A 21320-nucleotide genomic window follows, 5' to 3' on the forward strand; every position below is an offset into this window, starting at 1 on the left:
GAGAAATTCGAATTTTCGGCGAATGTTGTCTTCACAGTATAACCAGATTGCTTGGGGTTATATGGTCAAGTGAAGAAGCGCATACGGTGGATGCCTTGGCAGTCAGAGGCGATGAAAGACGTGGTAGCCTGCGAAAAGCTTCGGGGAGTCGGCAAACAGACTTTGATCCGGAGATGTCTGAATGGGGGAACCCAGCCATCATAAGATGGTTATCTTACGCTGAATACATAGGCGTAAGAGGCGAACCAGGGGAACTGAAACATCTAAGTACCCTGAGGAAAAGAAATCAACCGAGATTCCCTTAGTAGTGGCGAGCGAACGGGGACTAGCCCTTAAGTGGCTTTGAGATTAGCGGAACGCTCTGGAAAGTGCGGCCATAGTGGGTGATAGCCCTGTACGCGAAAATCTCTTAGTCATGAAATCGAGTAGGACGGAGCACGAGAAACTTTGTCTGAATATGGGGGGACCATCCTCCAAGGCTAAATACTACTGACTGACCGATAGTGAACTAGTACCGTGAGGGAAAGGCGAAAAGAACCCCGGAGAGGGGAGTGAAATAGATCCTGAAACCGTATGCGTACAAGCAGTGGGAGCCCACTTTGTTGGGTGACTGCGTACCTTTTGTATAATGGGTCAGCGACTTATTTTCAGTGGCGAGCTTAACCGAATAGGGGAGGCGTAGCGAAAGCGAGTCTTAATAGGGCGTCTAGTCGCTGGGAATAGACCCGAAACCGGGCGATCTATCCATGGGCAGGTTGAAGGTTGGGTAACACTAACTGGAGGACCGAACCGACTACCGTTGAAAAGTTAGCGGATGACCTGTGGATCGGAGTGAAAGGCTAATCAAGCTCGGAGATAGCTGGTTCTCCTCGAAAGCTATTTAGGTAGCGCCTCATGTATCACTGTAGGGGGTAGAGCACTGTTTCGGCTAGGGGGTCATCCCGACTTACCAAACCGATGCAAACTCCGAATACCTACAAGTGCCGAGCATGGGAGACACACGGCGGGTGCTAACGTCCGTCGTGAAAAGGGAAACAACCCAGACCGTCAGCTAAGGTCCCAAAGTTATGGTTAAGTGGGAAACGATGTGGGAAGGCTTAGACAGCTAGGAGGTTGGCTTAGAAGCAGCCACCCTTTAAAGAAAGCGTAATAGCTCACTAGTCGAGTCGGCCTGCGCGGAAGATGTAACGGGGCTCAAACCATACACCGAAGCTACGGGTATCACGTAAGTGATGCGGTAGAGGAGCGTTCTGTAAGCCTGTGAAGGTGAGTTGAGAAGCTTGCTGGAGGTATCAGAAGTGCGAATGCTGACATGAGTAACGACAATGGGTGTGAAAAACACCCACGCCGAAAGACCAAGGTTTCCTGCGCAACGTTAATCGACGCAGGGTTAGTCGGTCCCTAAGGCGAGGCTGAAAAGCGTAGTCGATGGAAAACAGGTTAATATTCCTGTACTTCTGGTTATTGCGATGGAGGGACGGAGAAGGCTAGGCCAGCTTGGCGTTGGTTGTCCAAGTTTAAGGTGGTAGGCTGGAATCTTAGGTAAATCCGGGATTCTAAGGCCGAGAGCTGATGACGAGTCGTCTTTTAGACGACGAAGTGGTTGATGCCATGCTTCCAAGAAAAGCTTCTAAGCTTCAGGTAACCAGGAACCGTACCCCAAACCGACACAGGTGGTTGGGTAGAGAATACCAAGGCGCTTGAGAGAACTCGGGTGAAGGAACTAGGCAAAATGGCACCGTAACTTCGGGAGAAGGTGCGCCGGTGAGGGTGAAGGACTTGCTCCGTAAGCTCATGCCGGTCGAAGATACCAGGCCGCTGCGACTGTTTATTAAAAACACAGCACTCTGCAAACACGAAAGTGGACGTATAGGGTGTGACGCCTGCCCGGTGCCGGAAGGTTAATTGATGGGGTTAGCTAACGCGAAGCTCTTGATCGAAGCCCCGGTAAACGGCGGCCGTAACTATAACGGTCCTAAGGTAGCGAAATTCCTTGTCGGGTAAGTTCCGACCTGCACGAATGGCGTAACGATGGCGGCGCTGTCTCCACCCGAGACTCAGTGAAATTGAAATCGCTGTGAAGATGCAGTGTATCCGCGGCTAGACGGAAAGACCCCGTGAACCTTTACTATAGCTTTGCACTGGACTTTGAATTTGCTTGTGTAGGATAGGTGGGAGGCTTTGAAGCGTGGACGCCAGTCTGCGTGGAGCCAACCTTGAAATACCACCCTGGCAACTTTGAGGTTCTAACTCAGGTCCGTTATCCGGATCGAGGACAGTGTATGGTGGGTAGTTTGACTGGGGCGGTCTCCTCCTAAAGAGTAACGGAGGAGTACGAAGGTGCGCTCAGACCGGTCGGAAATCGGTCGTAGAGTATAAAGGCAAAAGCGCGCTTGACTGCGAGACAGACACGTCGAGCAGGTACGAAAGTAGGTCTTAGTGATCCGGTGGTTCTGTATGGAAGGGCCATCGCTCAACGGATAAAAGGTACTCCGGGGATAACAGGCTGATACCGCCCAAGAGTTCATATCGACGGCGGTGTTTGGCACCTCGATGTCGGCTCATCACATCCTGGGGCTGAAGCCGGTCCCAAGGGTATGGCTGTTCGCCATTTAAAGTGGTACGCGAGCTGGGTTTAGAACGTCGTGAGACAGTTCGGTCCCTATCTGCCGTGGACGTTTGAGATTTGAGAGGGGCTGCTCCTAGTACGAGAGGACCGGAGTGGACGAACCTCTGGTGTTCCGGTTGTCACGCCAGTGGCATTGCCGGGTAGCTATGTTCGGAATAGATAACCGCTGAAAGCATCTAAGCGGGAAACTAGCCTCAAGATGAGATCTCACTGGAACCTTGAGTTCCCTGAAGGGCCGTCGAAGACTACGACGTTGATAGGTTGGGTGTGTAAGCGCTGTGAGGCGTTGAGCTAACCAATACTAATTGCCCGTGAGGCTTGACCATATAACACCCAAGCAATTTGACTACTCTAACGAGCATCAGATTGCGGTGTGTGAAGACGAGATGAACCGAAAGTTCGACGCTCACAAAACACCGACAGCTGTCACATACCCAATTTGCTGAAGCGAGGCCATCAGGCCACGACTCAGTACCCGAATTTCTTGACGACCATAGAGCATTGGAACCACCTGATCCCATCCCGAACTCAGCAGTGAAACGATGCATCGCCGATGGTAGTGTGGGGTTTCCCCATGTGAGAGTAGGTCATCGTCAAGATTAAATTCCAGAACCCCAATTGCGAAAGCAGTTGGGGTTTTGTTTTGGGCGCTTGAAAAGTATCAAGGCGCTCATGGCAATGGTCTTCAGTGCTAAAGTCCAAGCCTCGATTTTTGCTTTTCCAAGGAAACCGTTATGCCGGGTGCGATGTCCCTCAGCGCAGGATTCATGGTGGTTCACGGTAACCGCCTGGACGAGTTGCGCAGCCTGGTAGTCAGCTGGATGCGTCGTTATCCCCTGGCGCCCCTGGAGAATGAAATTGCTCTGGTCCAAAGCAATGGCATCGCCCAATGGCTCAAGCTTGCCCTGGCCGAAGATCCGCAGGCAGACGATATGGGGGGCTGTGGCATCGCCGCGGCAATCGATGTGCAATTGCCCGGCAGTTTCATGTGGCAGCTCTATCGCATGGTGCTGGGGCGTGACGAAATCCCCCCCAAGTCTCTGCTTGATAAGGCCCCGCTGACGTGGCGACTCATGCGTCTGCTCCCGGAGCTTATCGATCAGCCCCATTTTGAGCCGTTGCAACGCTTCCTGACGCACGACACCGACCTGCGCAAACGCTACCAGCTTGCCGAGCGGCTGGCCGACTTGTTCGACCAATACCAGGTGTATCGCGCCGATTGGCTGGAAGACTGGGCGGCGGGGCGCCATCAATTACGCAACGGGCGGGGCGAATCCAAACCCCTCAACCCCGCCAACTGCTGGCAGGCTGAATTATGGCGCGCGTTGCTGCTCGACGTCGGGGAGCAGGGCATGGCCGAGAGCCGTGCGGGCGTTCATCAGCGGTTTATCGAACGCATCAACACACTCGAGCAAGCGCCGCCCGGCTTGCCTTCCCGCGTGATTGTTTTCGGCATTTCATCGCTGCCCGCCCAGGCGCTCGAAGCACTGGCGGGCCTGGCTCGTTTCAGCCAAGTGTTGCTGTGCGTGCACAACCCTTGCCGCCATCATTGGTCGGACATCGTGGCCGACAAAGACCTGCTGCGTAACGAATACAAGCGCCAGGCGCGCAAAGCGGGCATGCCCGTCACCATTGATCCTCACACCTTGCACCAGCACGCTCACCCGCTGCTCGCCGCCTGGGGCAAGCAGGGTCGTGACTACATCAGCCTGTTGGACAGTTATGACGACCCCAACAGCTACCGCGCCGCCTTCCGTGATGGTCGTATCGACCTGTTCAGCGAGAGCCAACCCACCACGCTGCTCAACCAGCTTCAGGATGACATCCTGGAATTGCGCCCACTCGATGAAACCCGTGAGTTCTGGCCGGCGGTCGACCTCACACGCGACGCATCCATTCGCTTTCACATCGCCCACAGCGCTCAACGCGAAGTGGAGATTCTCCACGACCAATTACTCCAACGTTTCAGCGCCGACCCCACGTTGCGCCCTCGGGACATTATCGTCATGGTCCCCGACGTCGACAGTTATGCACCGCACATCCGCGCGGTGTTCGGTCAACTGGAAAGAAACGACCCACGCTTCATTCCGTTCACCCTGACAGACCAGGGGCAACGTGGTCGTGACCCGCTGTTGATTGCGGTCGAGCACCTGCTCAAACTCCCCGACAGCCGTTTCCCGGTCAGCGAAATTCTCGACCTGTTGGATGTCCCGGCCCTGCGCGAACGTTTCGCCATCAATGAGCGCGACCTGCCTACACTGCATCGCTGGATTGAAGGCGCGGGCATCCGCTGGGGGCTCAACGCCGAACAGCGTGCGGGCCTGGGGCTGCCCGCAGAACTTGAGCAGAACAGCTGGCGATTCGGCCTGCGGCGGATGCTGCTGGGCTACGCCGTCGGCACGGGTGTGGCGTGCGAAGGCATCGAGCCTTACGACGAGATCGGTGGGCTTGATGCGGCGCTGATTGGGCCACTGGTGGCCTTGCTCGATGCCTTGAATGACGCGCACCAGACGCTGTCGCAACCCGCACCTCCCCATGTGTGGGGCGAGCGTCTGCAACGCTTGATGCAACTGTTTTTCCTGCCCGGGAGCGAGCACGATGACTACCTGCTTGGCCAGCTTGAACAGTTAAGAGAGACGTGGCTGGAGACCTGTGAATCCGTCGGACTGCAGGATGAATTACCGCTCACCGTGGTCCGTGAGGCCTGGTTGGCCGGGCTTGACCAGGGCCGCCTGTCCCAGCGCTTCCTGGCGGGCGCGGTCAATTTTTGCACCTTGATGCCCATGCGCGCGATCCCGTTCAAACTGGTCTGCCTGCTCGGCATGAATGACGGCGACTACCCGCGTGCCCAGCCGCCACTGGACTTTGACCTGATGGGCAGCGACTACCGTCCCGGCGATCGTTCACGCCGTGAAGACGATCGCTACCTGCTGCTCGAAGCCCTGCTGTCCGCGCGCGACCAGCTCTACATCAGTTGGGTCGGCCGCAGCATCCGCGACAACAGCGATCGCCCGGCCTCGGTGCTGATCGGCCAACTGCGTGACCACCTCGCCAGTGGCTGGCATAACGCCCAAAGCGCCGAACCCCTGATCGACGCAATGACCCAGGAACACCCGCTCCAACCGTTCAGCGCCCGCTACTTCCATGAAGGCGACCCGCTGTTCAGTTACGCTCGCGAATGGCAGTTGCTGCATGAAGCTCCAGCCGCACTGGTGCACGACCACGCGCTGGCACCGCACCATCAGGAAGAGCCCCTGAGCCTCGGCCAATTACAGGATTTTCTGCGCAATCCTGTCAGGCATTTCTTCAGCCAACGCCTGAAAGTGTTCTTCGAAGCCGCCGAAGTACCGCTGGCCGACGAAGAACCCTTCGTCCTCGACGCACTGCAACGCTACACCCTCAGCGACAGTCTGCTCAACGCAGCACTGGCCCGGCCCGACCAGCTTGATCAGGCCCTCAACGCCCAAGCCTTGCGCCTGCAAGGCAGTGGCCTGCTGCCGATGGTCGGCTTCGGTGAATGCCTGCGCAACGAGCTGATCGAGCCGTTGCCGGACCTGTTGCAGCGCTACCAACACCTCCTGGCGCTCTGGCCAACGCCGCACATTGGTGCGCAACCGATCAGCTTCGCGTACCAGGGCATTCAGCTCGAAGGCTGGATCAGCGGCCTGCATCGGCGCGGTGATGGCGGTTTGTTAAGCGTGACCACCATCCCCAACAGCATCGGCTCGATCAAGACGCGCAAATGGCACCGCCTGATTCGCCCCTGGGTCAATCATGTGGTCGCCTGTGCCTGTGGCGTGCCGTTGAGCACCGGCCTGGTGGCCAGTGACGACACCTTGCTGCTGGCCCCGCTGGACACTGCCACCGCTCAGAACCTCCTCGGTGACTTGCTGCTCGCCTGGCACACCGGCATGAGCAAACCGCTGCCCGTCGCGGTAAAGACCGCCTTTGCCTGGCTCGGCCAGACCGATCCGGCCAAAGCCCACGCCGCTGCCAGCAAAGCCTACGAGGGCGACGGTATCACCGCCGATGGCGAACGCCGCGAAACGCCCGCGCTCACTCGCCAGTTCCCCAACTACGCCACGCTGGTCGCCAGCGAAGAGTTCGAAGGCTGGTGCGAAACCTTGTATCGCCCCCTGCTCAACGCCCCCTGGCGCTCACTGTCCAGCGAGGAGGCCGGCGCATGACCAGCAAACCCTTGGCCCTGGCCTTTCCGCTCAAAGGCAGCCAACTGATTGAAGCCAGCGCCGGCACCGGCAAAACCTTCACGATTTCGGCCCTGTACCTGCGGCTGGTGCTCGGCAACGGTGGCGATGAGTCCGGCTTCGGCCGTGAACTGCTACCGCCGCAAATCCTCGTGGTGACCTTCACCGACGCCGCCACCAAGGAGCTGCGTGAACGTATCCGTATCCGTCTGGCGGAGGCCGCGCGGTTTTTCCGTGACGAAATCGAGCAGCCCGACGCCTTGATCGCCGACCTGCGTCACCAATACCCCAGTGACCAATGGCACGCCTGCGCCAATCGGCTGGACATCGCCGCGCAGTGGATGGACGAGGCAGCCGTCTCGACGATTCACAGTTGGTGCCAGCGCATGCTGCGCGAACACGCGTTCGACAGCGGCAGCCTGTTTACCCAGACCCTGGAAACCGACCACAGCGACTTGCTCGGTGAAGTGCTGCGCGACTACTGGCGCCTGTTCTGCTACCCGATGCATGACGATGCGCTCAACTGGGTGCGCAACAACTGGGGCGGCCCGGCCGCGTTGATGCCACGGGTGCGCGCGCTGTTCGGCAGTGAGCGGCCCGCCGAAGACAGCCGCGAGCCCGCCGAGATAATCGCTGCCTGCCTGCAAGAGCGTCGCGAGGCACTGACCAGCATCAAGGCCCCCTGGCAACAATGGGCCGTCGAGCTGCGTGATCTGTGCCTGCAAGCCGTGGCCGCCAAAGCGGTCGATGGACGCAAAATGCAGGCGCGTTATTTCGAGCCCTGGTTTGAAAAAATCAGTGCCTGGGCCGCCGACGAAACCCTGGAACAACTGGATATCGGCACCGGCTTTACCCGGCTGACCCCCGAGGGTATGGCCGAAGCCTGGAAAGGCGAGCCGCCACGGCATCCCGGCATCGACGCGATGGCCGGTCTGAAAGCGGCCCTTGACGCACTGCCCACCCCGGACGCCGCGGTGTTGCAACACGCCGCCGCCTGGGTGGGCAAGCGCTTCGAAGAAGAGAAGCGGCGTCGCGCTGAAATGGGCTTCGACGACATGCTGATCCGCCTCAACGCCGCGCTCCAGGCCGACGGCGGCGAGCGCCTCGCCAGTGTGATCCGCGAGCAATTCCCGGTGGCCCTGATCGATGAGTTCCAGGACACCGACCCGGTGCAATACAGCATCTTCGACAGCATTTACCGTATCGAAGAAAACCACCTGGACAGCGGCCTATTCCTGATCGGCGACCCCAAACAGGCGATCTACGCCTTCCGGGGCGCGGACATCTACACCTACCTGCGCGCCCGGGAGTCCACCACCGATCGCCACCACACCCTGGGCACCAACTTCCGCTCCAGCCATGCGATGGTCGAAGCGGTGAACCATCTATTTCAGCGCGCGGAAACCGGCCGCGGCGCGTTCCTGTTTCGTGAGCCCGACGGCCGTAACCCGGTGCCGTTCCACTCGGTGCTGTCCCAGGGCCGCAAAGAACGGCTGCAGGTCGACGGCCAGACGCTGCCGGCAATGAACCTTTGGCATTTAGCCACCGACCAACCGATTTCCAATGTGCTGTATCGCCAGCAACTGGCGGCTGCTTGCGCCACGCAGATCGTCGAATTGCTTAACGGTGGGCAGCACGGCAGCGCAGGCTTTGCCAGAGACGACACGTTCAAAGGCGTGCTGCCGTCAGACATCGCCATCCTCGTGCGAGACGGCAAGGAAGCCCAGGCCGTGCGCGTCGAGTTGGCGGCACGGGGCGTGCGCAGCGTGTACCTGTCGGACAAGGACTCGGTCTTCGCCGCCCAGGAAGCCCACGATCTGCTGGCCTGGCTCAAGGCCTGCGCCGAGCCGGACGTCGAGCGCCCGCTGCGCGCGGCCCTGGCCTGCGTCACCTTGAACCTGTCACTGACGGAACTGGAGCGTCTGAACCAGGATGAACTGGCGTGGGAACGCCGCGTGATGCAGTTCCGGGGTTACCGCTCGATCTGGCGCTCCCAAGGCGTACTGCCGATGCTGCGTCGCCTGCTGCATGACTTCAAGCTGCCGCAAACCCTGATCGCCCGCAGCGATGGCGAACGTGTGCTGACCAACCTGCTGCACCTCAGTGAGCTGCTGCAACAGGCCGCGTCGGAGCTGGACGGCGAACAGGCATTGATTCGCCATCTTGCCGAGCACCTGGCGCTGTCGGGCCAGGCCGGTGAAGAACAGATCCTGCGCCTGGAAAGTGACGAGCAATTGGTCAAGGTGGTGACGATCCACAAATCCAAGGGCCTGGAATACGACCTGGTCTTCCTGCCCTTCATCTGCTCGGCCAAACCGGTGGACGGCACGCGCTTGCCGCTGCACTACCACGACGCGCAGGGCAAATCCCACGTCAGCCTGCGGCCCACGGCTGAGTTGATCGCCCAGGCCGATGATGAGCGCCTGGCCGAAGACCTGCGCTTGCTGTACGTCGCCTTGACCCGCGCCAAACACGCCTGCTGGCTGGGCATCGCCGACCTCAAGCGTGGCAACAGCGGCAGCTCCGTGCTGCACCTGTCGGCGCTGGGCTATCTGCTGGGCGCCGGTGCGCCACTGGGTGAGTCCGCCGGCCTGGCGCGCTGGTTGCTGGATGTGCAGCAGGGCTGCCCGGCCATCAGCTATGCCCAGGTGCCGCCAGCGCAAGACATCGTGTTCCACCCCCCGCGCAACGAAGCGACCTTGCGGGCTCCGCTGTTGCCCAAACGCAAGGCGGCGGAGAACTGGTGGATTGCGTCCTACAGCGCCTTGCGCATTGGCGACAGTATGAGCGCCGCCAGTCTCGAAGCGCCTGAAAGCCCGCAGGCGCAGAAACTGTTCGATGACGAACGCCTTGATCCCGATGCACCGCGCGAAGTGGTGGCGTCCGGCGGCGATATTCATCGATTCCCACGCGGTCCGAATCCAGGCACTTTCCTTCACGGCTTGTTGGAGTGGGCCGGTGAAGAAGCATTCAACGTCAGCCCCGAGGCCATTGAAAAGGCCGTCGGGGCGCGTTGCAATCGGCGCAATTGGGAAGGCTGGATCGTCACCCTCAGCGCCTGGCTTGACCACTTGCTGCACGCGCCGCTGCCTCTGTACGACGGCCGGGTCAGTCTCAGCGCGCTGACGCACTACCAGATCGAAATGGAATTCTGGTTCGCCAGCCATAAAGTCGACGTGCTCGCCCTCGACAAACTGGTGTGCCAGCACACCCACCACGGCGTCTCACGCGTGGCGGCCGAACCGGTGTTGCTCAACGGCATGTTCAAAGGCTTTATCGACCTGACCTTCGAGCACGATGGCCGTTATTACGTGGCTGACTACAAATCCAACTGGCTCGGGCCTGACGATTCGGCCTACACCATGGACGCCATGGAACAGTCGATCCTTGAGCATCGGTACGACCTGCAATACGTCCTTTACCTGCTGGCCCTGCATCGCCAACTCAAGGCGCGCCTGCCTGATTACGACTACGAACGCCACGTCGGCGGCGCCCTCTACCTGTTCCTGCGCGGAACGCAGTCGGCGACCCAGGGCGCGTACTTCACCCGGCCGCCGCGTGAGCTGATCGAAGGGCTGGACCTGTTGTTCCAGGGCAAGCCTGTCCCACCAAAAGCCGAGCCCGCCTGGGAACAAGGAGTGCTGCTATGAGCCTGTCGCCGCTACTGCTGGAGGAACTGTCGCCGCTCAGTCGCGCCGCCGACCTGGTGCAACTGCTGGAGCGCTGGGTGGACCGTGGCTGGTTGCGGGCCCTGGACAAAGCCTTCGTCGGCTTCCTGCACGAGCTTGACCCACAGGCCGATCCCCTGGTGCTGCTGGCGGCGGCATTGACCAGTCACCAATTGGGTCACGGCCACGTATGCCTCGACCTGTTCGAAACCCTGCAGGCGCCGGACTTTGCCCTGTCGCTGCCGCCCGAAGGCGACCAGCAGACCGGCGCGATGCTGCTGCCGTCGCAATTGCTCGAGGGGCTGGACGGCGCGCACTGGTGTCATGCCCTGGCCACCAGCCGTTTGGTCGCGCCGGCGTTCGATGACAGTGAGTCGGCGCGGAGCCGCCCGTTGGTGCTGTGCGGAAAACGCCTTTATCTACGCCGCTATTGGGCTTATGAACGGCGCATCGACAGTGCCTTGCGCCTGCGGCTGGCCAGCCACGAGAGCGTCGCCGCCGATTTGCCGCAGCGCCTGAATGGTTTGTTCGACCAACCGGCGCCCGACGGCGTGATCGACTGGCAAAAGCTCGCCTGTGCCCTGGCCACCCGGGGCGCATTCAGTATCGTCACCGGCGGCCCCGGCACCGGCAAGACCACCACCGTGGTGCGCCTGCTCGCGCTGTTGCAGGCGCCTGCCGTGGAGAGCGGCAATCCCCTGCGCATCCGCCTGGCCGCGCCCACCGGTAAAGCCGCCGCGCGTCTCACCGAATCCATCAGCCAGCAAGTGCTGTCGCTGAAAGTGCCCGACAGCGTGCGCGAAAAAATCCCGACCCAGGTCACCACGGTTCACCGGTTGCTGGGCAGCCGCCCGGGCACTCGGCACTTCCGTCATCACGTCGGCAACCCGTTACCGCTGGATGTGCTGGTGGTGGACGAAGCGTCGATGATCGATCTGGAAATGATGGCCAATCTGCTCGACGCCTTGCCGCCCCATGCTCGCCTGGTGCTGCTGGGTGACAAGGACCAGCTTGCGTCGGTGGAGGCGGGCGCGGTGCTTGGTGATCTGTGTCGCGATGCCGAGGCCGGCTGGTACAGCCCGGCCACGCGCCAATGGCTGCAGGCGGTCAGCGCCGAAGACCTCGGCAACAGCGGCTTGCAGGAAGACCTTGACGGCAGTCATCCGCTGGCCCAGCAGGTGGTGATGCTGCGCTACTCGCGTCGTTTCGGCGAGGGCAGCGGCATCGGCCAACTGGCGCGCTGGGTCAACCAGCAGAACGCTGAGCAAGCGCGCATGTTGCTGGCCGCGCGCAGTCATGACGACCTGTTCTGCCTCAGCCTCAAGGGCGAGCATGATCACGCGCTTGAGCGCCTGGTGCTGGACGGGCAGGGCGAAGGTGCCCAGGGCTATCGCTTCTACCTGAACCTGCTGCAGTCGGCGCGTCCTGCGCCGCAGACCCCGCGTGACGATCACGCCTGGACCCACTGGGCGCAACAACTGCTGCAAGCCTTCGACGCGTTCCAGTTGCTCTGCGCCGTACGCAAAGGTCCCTGGGGCGTCGAAGGGCTGAACCTGCGCATCACCGCCGCCCTGCGCAAGGTGCGGATGATCGAGGGCGACGAGCAGTGGTATGAAGGGCGTCCGGTGCTGATGACCCGTAACGACTACGGCCTGGGCCTGATGAACGGGGATATCGGTATCGCCCTGAAATTGCCCGAGAGCGACGGCGGCCCTCAGGTGCTGCGCGTGGCTTTCCCGCGCAATGACGGCCAGGGTGGCGTGCGCTTCGTGCTGCCCAGCCGGCTCAACGATGTGGAAACCGTCTATGCCATGACCGTGCACAAATCCCAGGGGTCGGAGTTCACCCATACCGCGCTGATCCTGCCGGACGCGTTGAACCCGGTACTGACCAAAGAACTGATTTACACCGGTATCACCCGCGCCAAACGCTGGTTCAGCCTGATCGAACCCCGTGCCGGCGTCTTTGAGGAAGCCGTACGGCGCCGGGTCAAACGCTTGAGCGGGCTGATGCTGGAGCTGGACGCCACGGCCGAAGAAGCTGACTGAACGGTCATGCGATATTTTTGATTCAGATGTCTGATTTTTCTGAAAAAATACTCAGCACTGTGGAAAGCCTCGCGTCATGGGGTTTTCCGCTGCTGTGCTATCGTTGCGGCATCACCATCGAATTTCTTGAGAGAATTGCTGCATGAACGTGGCTGTCTCGCTCTCAGAGCGCAGTTTGAGCTGGAGGCGCCTGTTGCAGGTGGCGGTGCTATGCCTGCTCGCTCCACAGGCCTGGGCTCAAACGTCCAGCCTGGCCGAGCAGCGCGCCCAGGCGGTCACCCAGGTTGTGCTGGGGATTCTCAGTTATGCCCGTTGGCCGGTGGAGCCTGTGCAACTGCGCTTGTGCATCGTCGGGCCCACCCAGTACACCGACGACCTGATCAAAGGCACTACCCAGGCCACCGGCCGACCGGTGGCGGTGCGACGCCTGCTGGCCAATCATCCGGACATCGTCAGTGCCTGCGACGCCGTCTACATCGGCAAACTCAGCGCTGACGAACGCACCGCGTTGTTTGCCTCATTGATCGGCCATCCGGTGCTCAGCATCAGCGAAGGCGGCGATCAATGCACCGTGGGCAGCCTGTTCTGCCTGCGGGTGAGTGATGCGCAAGTGTCGTTTGAGGTGAACCTGGATTCCGTTGCCCGCAGTGGCGTACGCATTCACCCCAGCGTGCTGCAACTGTCGCGCCGTCGAGCGCCGACGCCATGAGGCCGGCCAAGACGCGACCGACCCTGAGGTCGGTCATCGGCAGAGGGCACATGATCCTGGCCCTGGTGGCGGTGGCGCTGGCCAGTGTGTCCCTGACCCTGCTCGGCGTGCTGGCGCTGCGGGTGTACGCCGAGCACAACCTGCACTTGATCGCACGCTCGATCAATTACACCGTGGAAGCAGCCGTGGTGTTCGACGACAGCGCCGCCGCCACTGAAGCCTTGAGCCTGATCGCTTCGACCGAAGAGGTGGCCCAGGCCGAAGTCTTCGATGCCAGTGGCAAGCTGCTGGCGCAATGGGTGCGGCCGAACAACGGGATGTTGTCGCGGGTTGAACTCGAACTGGCGCATGCCTTGCTCGAGCAACCCATCAGCCAGCCGATCCTTCACCAGGGGCAAACGGTCGGCAGTATCCACCTGACCGGTCATGGCGGCAGCCTGTTGCGCTTCCTGCTCAGCGGCCTGGCGGGCATTGTGATCTGCACCGCGCTCAGCGCCTGGGTGGCGCTGCACCTGGCGCGGCGTCTGTTGAATGGCATCACCGGGCCGCTGCAAAGCCTTGCCGCCGTGGCCCACGCCGCCCGCAGCGAACGCGACTTCGACCGGCGCGTGCCCCCGGCCCAGATCGCAGAACTGGACAGCCTGGGCAGCGACTTCAATGCCCTGTTGGGCGAGATGGAGGCCTGGCAAAGTCATCTGCAAAGCGAAAACGAAACCCTCGCGCACCAGGCCAGCCACGACAGCCTCACCGGCCTGCCCAACCGTGCATTCTTCGAAGGCCGGTTGATTCGAGCCTTGCGCAGCGCCGCCAAAGTCAACGAACGGGTAGGCGTGCTGTTTCTCGACAGTGATCGTTTCAAAGACATCAACGACAACTTCGGCCACGCCGCCGGCGATGCCGTACTGGTGGCCGTTGCCGAGCGCGTGCGGGCACAGCTGCGCGAAGATGACCTGGTGGCGCGCCTGGGCGGCGACGAATTCGCCGTCCTGCTGGCGCCGCTGAACAAAATCGAGGATGCGCAACGCATTGCCGACAAGATCATTGCCAGCATGGACCAACCGATCCCGCTGCCCGGCAACACCCAGGTCTTGACCTCCCTCAGTATCGGCATCGCCATTTATCCGGACCATGGCGCCACGCCCGGCACCCTGCTCAATGCAGCCGATGTGGCGATGTACCAAGCCAAGCGGCTGTCTTCGGGCAGTCAGCAAACGGCGGAGCCTGTGCACTCTGTCGTCAATGTCCAGCACAGGAGTTAATCCCTTGTTCTCTCACCCACGCGTTGTTTTCATCAGCTTGCTTCTCGCCTGCCTGGCCCTCGGCGGCTGCCAGACCTCACCGCCCAAAGGCCTGAGCCCGGCACAAGTGGCCGTGCTCAAGCAGCAGGGTTTCGAGCTGACGGACGAAGGCTGGGCCTTCGGCTTGTCTGGCAAAGTGCTGTTTGGCAGCGACGTCGAAACCCTCAACAAACCGAGCACCGACATCGTCGAGCGCATCGGCAAGGCCCTGGTAGGCGCAGGCATCGAACGCGTACGCGTCGACGGCCACACCGACGCGTCGGGCAAGGAACTCTACAACCAGGCCTTGTCCCTGCGCCGTGCTGAAAGTGTGGGCAAGGTGCTGAGCAGCGTGGGCATGAAACAACAAAACATCCAACTGCGCGGCCTGGGCAGCAGCGAGCCGGTGGCGGAAAATACAACGGCGGCGGGGCGCACCGAGAATCGACGCGTGTCGATTGTGGTCATCGCGGACTAAGGCCTTCACCGTCCTCAATCTGAAACGCATTCAAATGTGGGAGGGGGCTTGCCCCCGATAGCCATAGGTATCTACACAACTTTATAGCGCCCAACCGTAACCACGATGCGAAGCGAGTCGCTCTTGATCTTGACCTGCTTTTGATCTTGATCTCAGGCGCCCCGTTAAACCACGCTGGCCGGAGAGAGGGCACACCGAGCCTAAGCGAGGTGCCGAGTGGTGGGGCAAGAGCGTTTTGCTTACTTTTGCGCTTTTCAAAAGTGAGCCGCTGTAAAAGCGGAACCATTAGCAGCCGTTACCGCAGAAACGGATATGTACTCGATCTGATCCAACATCCTGGTCGGCCCGGAGGCCGCCATCGGGGGCAAGTCGAATCGTCGCACCGCCCCTCCCACAGTTGTCCGCGCGGCGCATTCAGTCTGCAAAGCGCATCTCCCGCGTCTCCCCCATCAACAACCCCTGATTCTGCTCCGTCACCTCCCGGATGTAGTCCCACAACAACGTAATCCGCTTCAACTTCCTCAAATCCTCCCGGCAATACATCCAGAACTGCCGCGTAATCGCGATCTGCTCCCCCAGCACCGGCAGCAGTCGCGGGTCCTGCGCCGCCAAAAAACACGGCAATATCGCCATCGACCGGCCCTGCTGCGCGGCGACGTATTGTGCAATCACACTGGTACTGCGCAGGCTGGCGCTGGCGCCCGGTACTACGTTCGCCAGGTACAGCAACTCCGAGCTGAACGCCAGGTCATCCACGTAGCTGATAAACGGATGCTCGGCCAGATCCGTCGGGCGTTGGATCGGCGGGTGTTGGTCGAGATAGTCCTGTGTGGCGTACAGCTGCAGTTTGTAGTCGCACAGTTTGCAGCATACGTACGGGCCGTGTTCCGGGCGTTCCAGGGCGATGACGATGTCGGCTTCGCGCTTGGACAGGCTGATGAAGTGCGGCAGAGGCAGGATGTCCACCGAGATCGCCGGGTAGGTGTCGACGAAGTGGCTCAGTTGCGGGGTGACGAAGAAGCTGCCGAAGCCCTCGGTGCAGCCCATGCGCACATGGCCGGACAGCGCCACGCCGGAGCCGGAGACTTGTTCGCACGCCATGTGCAGGGTGCTTTCGATGGATTCGGCGTAACCCAGCAAACGCTGGCCCTCAGCGGTCAGGACAAAACCGTTGGTCCGGGATTTTTCGAACAGCAGGGTGCCGAGCGACACTTCCAGCGAGCTGATGCGCCGCGACACCGTAGTGTAGTCAACCGCCAGGCGCTTGGCGGCGACACTGGCCTTGCGGGTGCGGGCCACTTCGAGAAAAAACTTCAGGTCGTCCCAGTTCAGGGAGCCCAGTGATGTGATGTTTTTTTGCATATTGGACCGGCTTTTATGTGCGTTCTTATTAGAGATTTGCACATCTATACTCCAAAAACAGTCCGAACGCCTCCTTCTTCAAGGCGATTCACTCTCTGCATAACAACAAGATCCGGAGACCCTCATGAACGCATCTGCCGATATTTCCGTACAACAGGTCAAGTTGCTGATCAACGGCGAGTGGGTCGAGTCCAAGACCACCGAATGGCAAGACATCGTCAACCCGGCTACCCAGCAAGTGCTGGCCAAAGTCCCGTTCGCCACGGCCGATGAGGTCAACGCGGCCATCGATGCGGCCCATCGCGCCTTCCAGACCTGGAAGCTGACGCCGATTGGCGCGCGCATGCGCATCATGCTCAAGCTGCAAGCCTTGATCCGCGAACATTCCAAGCGCATTGCCGTGGTCCTCAGCAACGAGCAGGGCAAGACCATTGCCGATGCCGAGGGCGATATTTTCCGTGGCCTGGAAGTGGTGGAACACGCCTGTTCCATCGGCACCCTGCAAATGGGCGAATTCGCTGAAAACGTCGCCGGTGGCGTGGATACCTACACACTGCGCCAACCCATCGGCGTGTGCGCCGGTATCACCCCGTTCAACTTCCCGGCGATGATTCCGCTGTGGATGTTCCCGATGGCGATCGCGTGCGGGAATACCTTCGTCCTGAAACCGTCTGAGCAAGACCCGCTGTCGACCATGCTGCTGGTGGAGCTGGCTCTGGAAGCCGGTGTCCCTGCTGGCGTGCTTAACGTGGTGCACGGCGGCAAGGACGTGGTGGATGCGCTGTGCACCCATAAAGACATCAAGGCCGTGTCCTTCGTCGGCTCGACCGCCGTGGGCACCCATGTCTATGACCTGGCCGGCAAGCACGGCAAGCGCGTGCAATCGATGATGGGCGCCAAGAACCACGCGGTGGTGCTGCCGGACGCCAACCGCGAACACACCCTCAATGCCCTGGTCGGTGCCGGTTTCGGCGCGGCGGGCCAACGTTGCATGGCCACCTCGGTGGTGGTGCTGGTGGGCGCGTCCAGGCAATGGCTGCCGGACCTCAAGGCGCTGGCGCAAAAGCTCAAGGTCAACGCCGGCAGCGAGGCGGGTACGGATGTCGGCCCGGTGATCTCCAAGCGCGCCAAGGCACGTATCCTGGAGCTGATCGAAAGCGGCGTGAAAGAAGGCGCCACGCTGGAGCTGGACGGCCGCGACATCAAGGTGCCGGGCTTCGAGCAAGGCAACTTTGTCGGCCCGACCCTGTTCTCGGGCGTGACCACCGACATGCGCATCTACACCGAAGAAATCTTCGGCCCGGTGCTGGTGGTGCTGGAGGTCGACACCCTCGATCAAGCCATTGCGCTGGTCAACGCCAACCCGTTCGGCAACGGCACCGGCCTGTTCACCCAGAGCGGCGCGGCGGCGCGCAAGTTCCAGAGTGAAATCGATGTAGGCCAGGTCGGCATCAACATTCCGATCCCGGTGCCGGTGCCGTTTTTCAGCTTCACCGGCTCCCGCGGTTCCAAGCTGGGGGACCTGGGCCCGTACGGCAAGCAAGTGGTGCAGTTCTACACCCAGACCAAGACCGTCACCAGCCGCTGGTTCGATGACGACACGGTCAACGATGGCGTCAACACCACCATCAACCTGCGCTGAGACCTGGGAGACGACCATGAAGATTGCATTTATCGGCCTGGGCAACATGGGCGCGCCCATGGCCCGCAACCTGATCAAGGCCGGGCACGCGCTGAACCTGTTCGACCTGAACCAGACCGTGCTCCAGGAACTGGCCGAGTTGGGCGGCCACATCAGCGACTCACCGCGTGACGCAGCCCAGGGCGCGGAGCTGGTGATCACCATGCTGCCGGCCGCCGCCCATGTGCGCAGTGTGTGGCTGAATGAAGACGGTGTGCTCGCCGGCATCGGCAGCGGCATTCCCGCCGTGGATTGCAGCACCATCGACCCGCAGACCGCCCGCGATGTCGCCGCTGCCGCCGCCCGGCAAGGCGTGGTGATGGCCGACGCACCGGTGTCCGGCGGCACCGGCGGGGCGCAAGCCGGCACGCTGACCTTCATGGTCGGCGCCACGCCTGAACTGTTCGCCACCCTGCAACCGGTACTGGCGCAGATGGGCCGCAACATCGTGCACTGCGGCGACGTGGGCACGGGGCAAATCGCCAAGATCTGCAACAACCTGCTGCTGGGCATCAGCATGGTCGGCGTCAGTGAGGCGATGGCCCTGGGCGATGCGCTGGGCATCGACACGCAGGTGCTGGCCGGCATCATCAACAGCTCCACCGGGCGCTGCTGGAGTTCGGACACCTACAATCCATGGCCGGGCGTGATTGAAACTGCGCCGTCGTCGCGCGGTTATACCGGCGGTTTTGGCGCCGACCTGATGCTCAAGGACCTGGGCCTGGCCACCGAAGCGGCGCGCCAGGCAAAACAGCCGGTGATCCTCGGTGCGGTGGCCCAGCAGTTGTATCAATCGATGAGCCAGCGTGGGGAAGGGGGCAAGGACTTTTCGGCGATCATTAACAGCTATCGCAAGCCTGAATGATGGTGTAGGAGCGAGCTTGCTCGCGAAGAACTCACAGACGCCGCGTGCATCCAGGAAACACGCGTTATCGTTGACGTTCTTCGCGAGCAAGCTCGCTCCTACAAACGATGTCGGCCGAGCCCGTTCACCGTGGGAAAGCCGCTTGCTGTAGAGATGGCTCAGGCAAACACAAAATACTTACGCACCGTCTCCACTACCTCCCACGTCCCCTTCATCCCGGGCTCCACCACAAAGATATCCCCAGCCCGCAGGTGAATCGGCTCCATGCCTTCCGGCGTGATGATGCAATAGCCTTCCTGGAAGTGGCAGTACTCCCATTTCACATAGTCCACGTACCACTTGCCCGGCGTGCAGATCCAGGTGCCCATGATCTTGCTGCCGTCTTCGCTGGTGTAGGCGTTGAGGTTGACGGTGTGCGGGTCGCCTTCGAGCTTTTCCCATTTGCAGGCATCCAGGACCGGCAAGGGATGGGTGTCGCGCAGTACGGTGATGGGCTTGGACATGATGACTCCGAGGCAAGGGAATAAGAGTCGAACCCTATAGCGTCGCAGCGGGGGCTGGTGGTCTGGACTCGACATCGGTATGCCCAGAAGCGCAGCCCAATACGAAGCGCGGTCAATGTGGGAGGGGGCTTGCCCCCGATGGCGGCGTGTCAGCCAACTTCTGATTGACTGGCCCATTGCTATCGGGGGCAAGCCCCCTCCCACATTGATTGCTGGTGGCAGCGCCACTGTGTTCAGAGGCGGTTCTGCGCGTAAATCAGGGATTTTCTCGCAGTAACTGCGAAAGAACTCCCCGTTCACGCCAGAATTCGCAAGAAAATTCACGTCCGGCCCTCGTATCATTCACCCAGGAATGAGTGAGAGCCGTTAAATGAACCCAATAAAAACGTGGTGGGATATCAGCCCGCCCTTGAGTGCGGCGACCCCGACCTGGCCGGGCGATACGCCGTTCCAGGAAGAGCGCGTGTGGCAGTTCGGGCCGCAGTGCCCGGTGAATGTGGGTCGTGTGACGCTGTCGCCGCACACCGGCGCCCATGTGGATGCGCCGCTGCATTACAGCGCCGACGGCGCGCCGATTGGCGAGGTGTCGTTGGACGTGTACATGGGCCCGTGCCGAGTGTTGCACTGCCTGGGCAGTGGTGCCCTGGTGCAACCGCATCAACTGCAGGGGCGTGTGGATAACCTGCCCGAACGCGTGCTGCTGCGCACTTATCCACAAGCCCCCCTGACGCAATGGGATTCAGACTTCACGGCCATCGCCCCGCAAACCATCGAGCTGCTGGCCGGCCTCGGCGTGCGCCTGATCGGGATCGACACGCCCTCCCTGGACCCGCAACAGTCCAAGACCATGGACTCGCACAACGCTGTGGCGCGCCATGGCATGGCGATCCTCGAAGGCATCGTGCTCGACGACGTACCGGAGGGCGACTACGAACTGATCGCGCTGCCGCTGCGTTTTGCCAACCTGGACGCCAGCCCGGTCCGCGCAATCCTGCGCCCGCTTTTGGAGCCCACGCGATGAGCCAATGTCCCTTCTCTCCAGAATATAAGCCTGCCGATTACCAACCCCCGGAGGAATGGCACAACGCCGAGCTGAATTTTTCCGAGTCCATGAGCTACGGCGACTACCTGGACCTGGGCAAAGTCCTCAGCGCCCAGCACCCGCTGTCGCCGGACCATAACGAAATGCTGTTCATCATCCAGCACCAGACCTCGGAGCTATGGATGAAACTGATGCTGCACGAACTCAAGGCGGCCCGCGACCATGTGCGCCTCGGTGAGTTGCCGCCGGCGTTCAAGATGCTGGCGCGGGTCTCGCGGATCTTCGATCAACTGGTGCACGCCTGGGCGGTGCTGGCGACCATGACACCGTCGGAATACAAGGCGATCCGCCCGTTCCTCGGGCAGTCGTCGGGGTTCCAGTCGTTCCAGTACCGCGAGATCGAATTCATTCTCGGCAACAAGAGCCCGGCGCTGCTGCGGCCCCACGCCCATCGCCCGGAGTTGCTGCAGCAATTGCAGGTGGCGATTGCTACGCCGTCGTTATATGACGAGGCCGTAAACCTGATGGTCAAGGCGGGGCTGGCGATTGATCCCCAGCGCGCCGAACGCGACCCGACGGCGGCGACGGTGCACGATGAGTCGGTAGAAGCGGCCTGGCGCGAGGTGTATCGCGACCCGAGTCGTTACTGGGATTTGTATCAATTGGCCGAGAAGTTTATCGACCTGGAAGATTCATTCCGCCAGTGGCGCTTCCGGCATGTCACCACGGTGGAGCGCATCATCGGCTTCCAACCGGGTACCGGCGGCACGGAAGGTGTGGGTTACCTGCGCAAGATGCTCGACACGGTGTTGTTTCCCGAACTCTGGCGGGTGCGCTCTTCGCTGTAGGTAAG

12 protein-coding genes and 2 rRNA genes are annotated in these 21320 nt (G+C 61.2%); 12 read left to right on the forward strand and 2 right to left on the reverse strand.

Annotated elements, in window-relative coordinates; all coding sequences use genetic code 11:
* The first annotated feature begins 63 nt into the window (after window positions 1-63).
* From BFQ00_RS24775 to BFQ00_RS24810, 8 genes are all read left to right on the forward strand, one after another.
* Window positions 64-2955, forward strand: a 23S ribosomal RNA gene (locus tag BFQ00_RS24775).
* 157 nt (window positions 2956-3112) lie between these two features.
* A 5S ribosomal RNA gene (gene rrf / locus BFQ00_RS24780) occupies window positions 3113-3228 on the forward strand.
* 135 nt (window positions 3229-3363) lie between these two features.
* Window positions 3364-6816: an exodeoxyribonuclease V subunit gamma gene (gene recC / locus BFQ00_RS24785; protein ID WP_065935022.1), complete on the forward strand. Its 3453-nt coding sequence runs from the start codon at window positions 3364-3366 to the stop codon at window positions 6814-6816.
* Entirely contained in the window at window positions 6813-10484 is a 3672-nt protein-coding gene (gene recB, locus BFQ00_RS24790) for an exodeoxyribonuclease V subunit beta (protein WP_065935023.1), read from the forward strand. Before recC ends, recB begins: the two co-directional genes overlap by 4 nt.
* On the forward strand, window positions 10481-12550 hold the full coding sequence (gene recD / locus BFQ00_RS24795; RefSeq protein ID WP_065935024.1) for an exodeoxyribonuclease V subunit alpha: 2070 nt from the start codon (window positions 10481-10483) through the stop codon (window positions 12548-12550). Before recB ends, recD begins: the two co-directional genes overlap by 4 nt.
* A 142-nt stretch (window positions 12551-12692) precedes the next feature.
* Entirely contained in the window at window positions 12693-13259 is a 567-nt protein-coding gene (locus BFQ00_RS24800) for a YfiR family protein (protein ID WP_065935025.1), read from the forward strand.
* Window positions 13256-14518 (forward strand): diguanylate cyclase domain-containing protein, encoded by a 1263-nt coding sequence (locus BFQ00_RS24805; RefSeq protein WP_065883483.1) that lies wholly within the window; start codon window positions 13256-13258, stop codon window positions 14516-14518. The genes BFQ00_RS24800 and BFQ00_RS24805 overlap by 4 nt, the downstream gene beginning before the upstream one ends.
* 4 nt (window positions 14519-14522) lie before the next feature.
* Window positions 14523-15014 (forward strand): OmpA family protein, encoded by a 492-nt coding sequence (locus BFQ00_RS24810; RefSeq protein WP_065935026.1) that lies wholly within the window; start codon window positions 14523-14525, stop codon window positions 15012-15014.
* Window positions 15015-15428: 414 nt separating this feature from the next.
* Here the strand turns inward: BFQ00_RS24810 and BFQ00_RS24815 are convergent, their stop codons facing one another.
* Window positions 15429-16376 carry a LysR family transcriptional regulator gene (locus BFQ00_RS24815; protein WP_065935027.1) on the reverse strand — a complete coding sequence of 316 codons (948 nt, stop codon included), beginning with the start codon at window positions 16374-16376 and terminating at the stop codon, window positions 15429-15431.
* 124 nt (window positions 16377-16500) lie between these two features.
* Between BFQ00_RS24815 and BFQ00_RS24820 the strand changes: the two genes are divergently transcribed.
* Together BFQ00_RS24820 and mmsB are read left to right on the forward strand one after the other, a co-directional pair.
* Window positions 16501-18018: a CoA-acylating methylmalonate-semialdehyde dehydrogenase gene (locus BFQ00_RS24820; protein ID WP_065935028.1), complete on the forward strand. Its 1518-nt coding sequence runs from the start codon at window positions 16501-16503 to the stop codon at window positions 18016-18018.
* A gap of 16 nt (window positions 18019-18034) precedes the next feature.
* Window positions 18035-18922 carry a 3-hydroxyisobutyrate dehydrogenase gene (gene mmsB / locus BFQ00_RS24825; protein WP_065935029.1) on the forward strand — a complete coding sequence of 296 codons (888 nt, stop codon included), beginning with the start codon at window positions 18035-18037 and terminating at the stop codon, window positions 18920-18922.
* Window positions 18923-19080: 158 nt separating this feature from the next.
* On the opposite strand, the gene BFQ00_RS24830 is transcribed toward mmsB, so the two are convergent.
* Entirely contained in the window at window positions 19081-19425 is a 345-nt protein-coding gene (locus tag BFQ00_RS24830) for a cupin domain-containing protein (protein WP_015885872.1), read from the reverse strand.
* Window positions 19426-19795: 370 nt separating this feature from the next.
* Here BFQ00_RS24830 and kynB point away from each other — a divergent pair, with 370 nt between their 5' ends.
* Together kynB and kynA are read left to right on the forward strand one after the other, a co-directional pair.
* A complete protein-coding gene (gene kynB / locus BFQ00_RS24835) occupies window positions 19796-20446 on the forward strand; it encodes an arylformamidase (protein ID WP_065883501.1) in 651 nt (216 codons plus the stop codon).
* Entirely contained in the window at window positions 20443-21315 is an 873-nt protein-coding gene (gene kynA, locus BFQ00_RS24840) for a tryptophan 2,3-dioxygenase (protein ID WP_065935030.1), read from the forward strand. The genes kynB and kynA overlap by 4 nt, the downstream gene beginning before the upstream one ends.
* Window positions 21316-21320: the final 5 nt, after the last annotated feature.

The sequence above is a fragment of the Pseudomonas sp. 28 E 9 genome (genome assembly GCF_900004785.1).
GTDB classification, from domain to species: domain Bacteria; phylum Pseudomonadota; class Gammaproteobacteria; order Pseudomonadales; family Pseudomonadaceae; genus Aquipseudomonas; species Aquipseudomonas orientalis_A.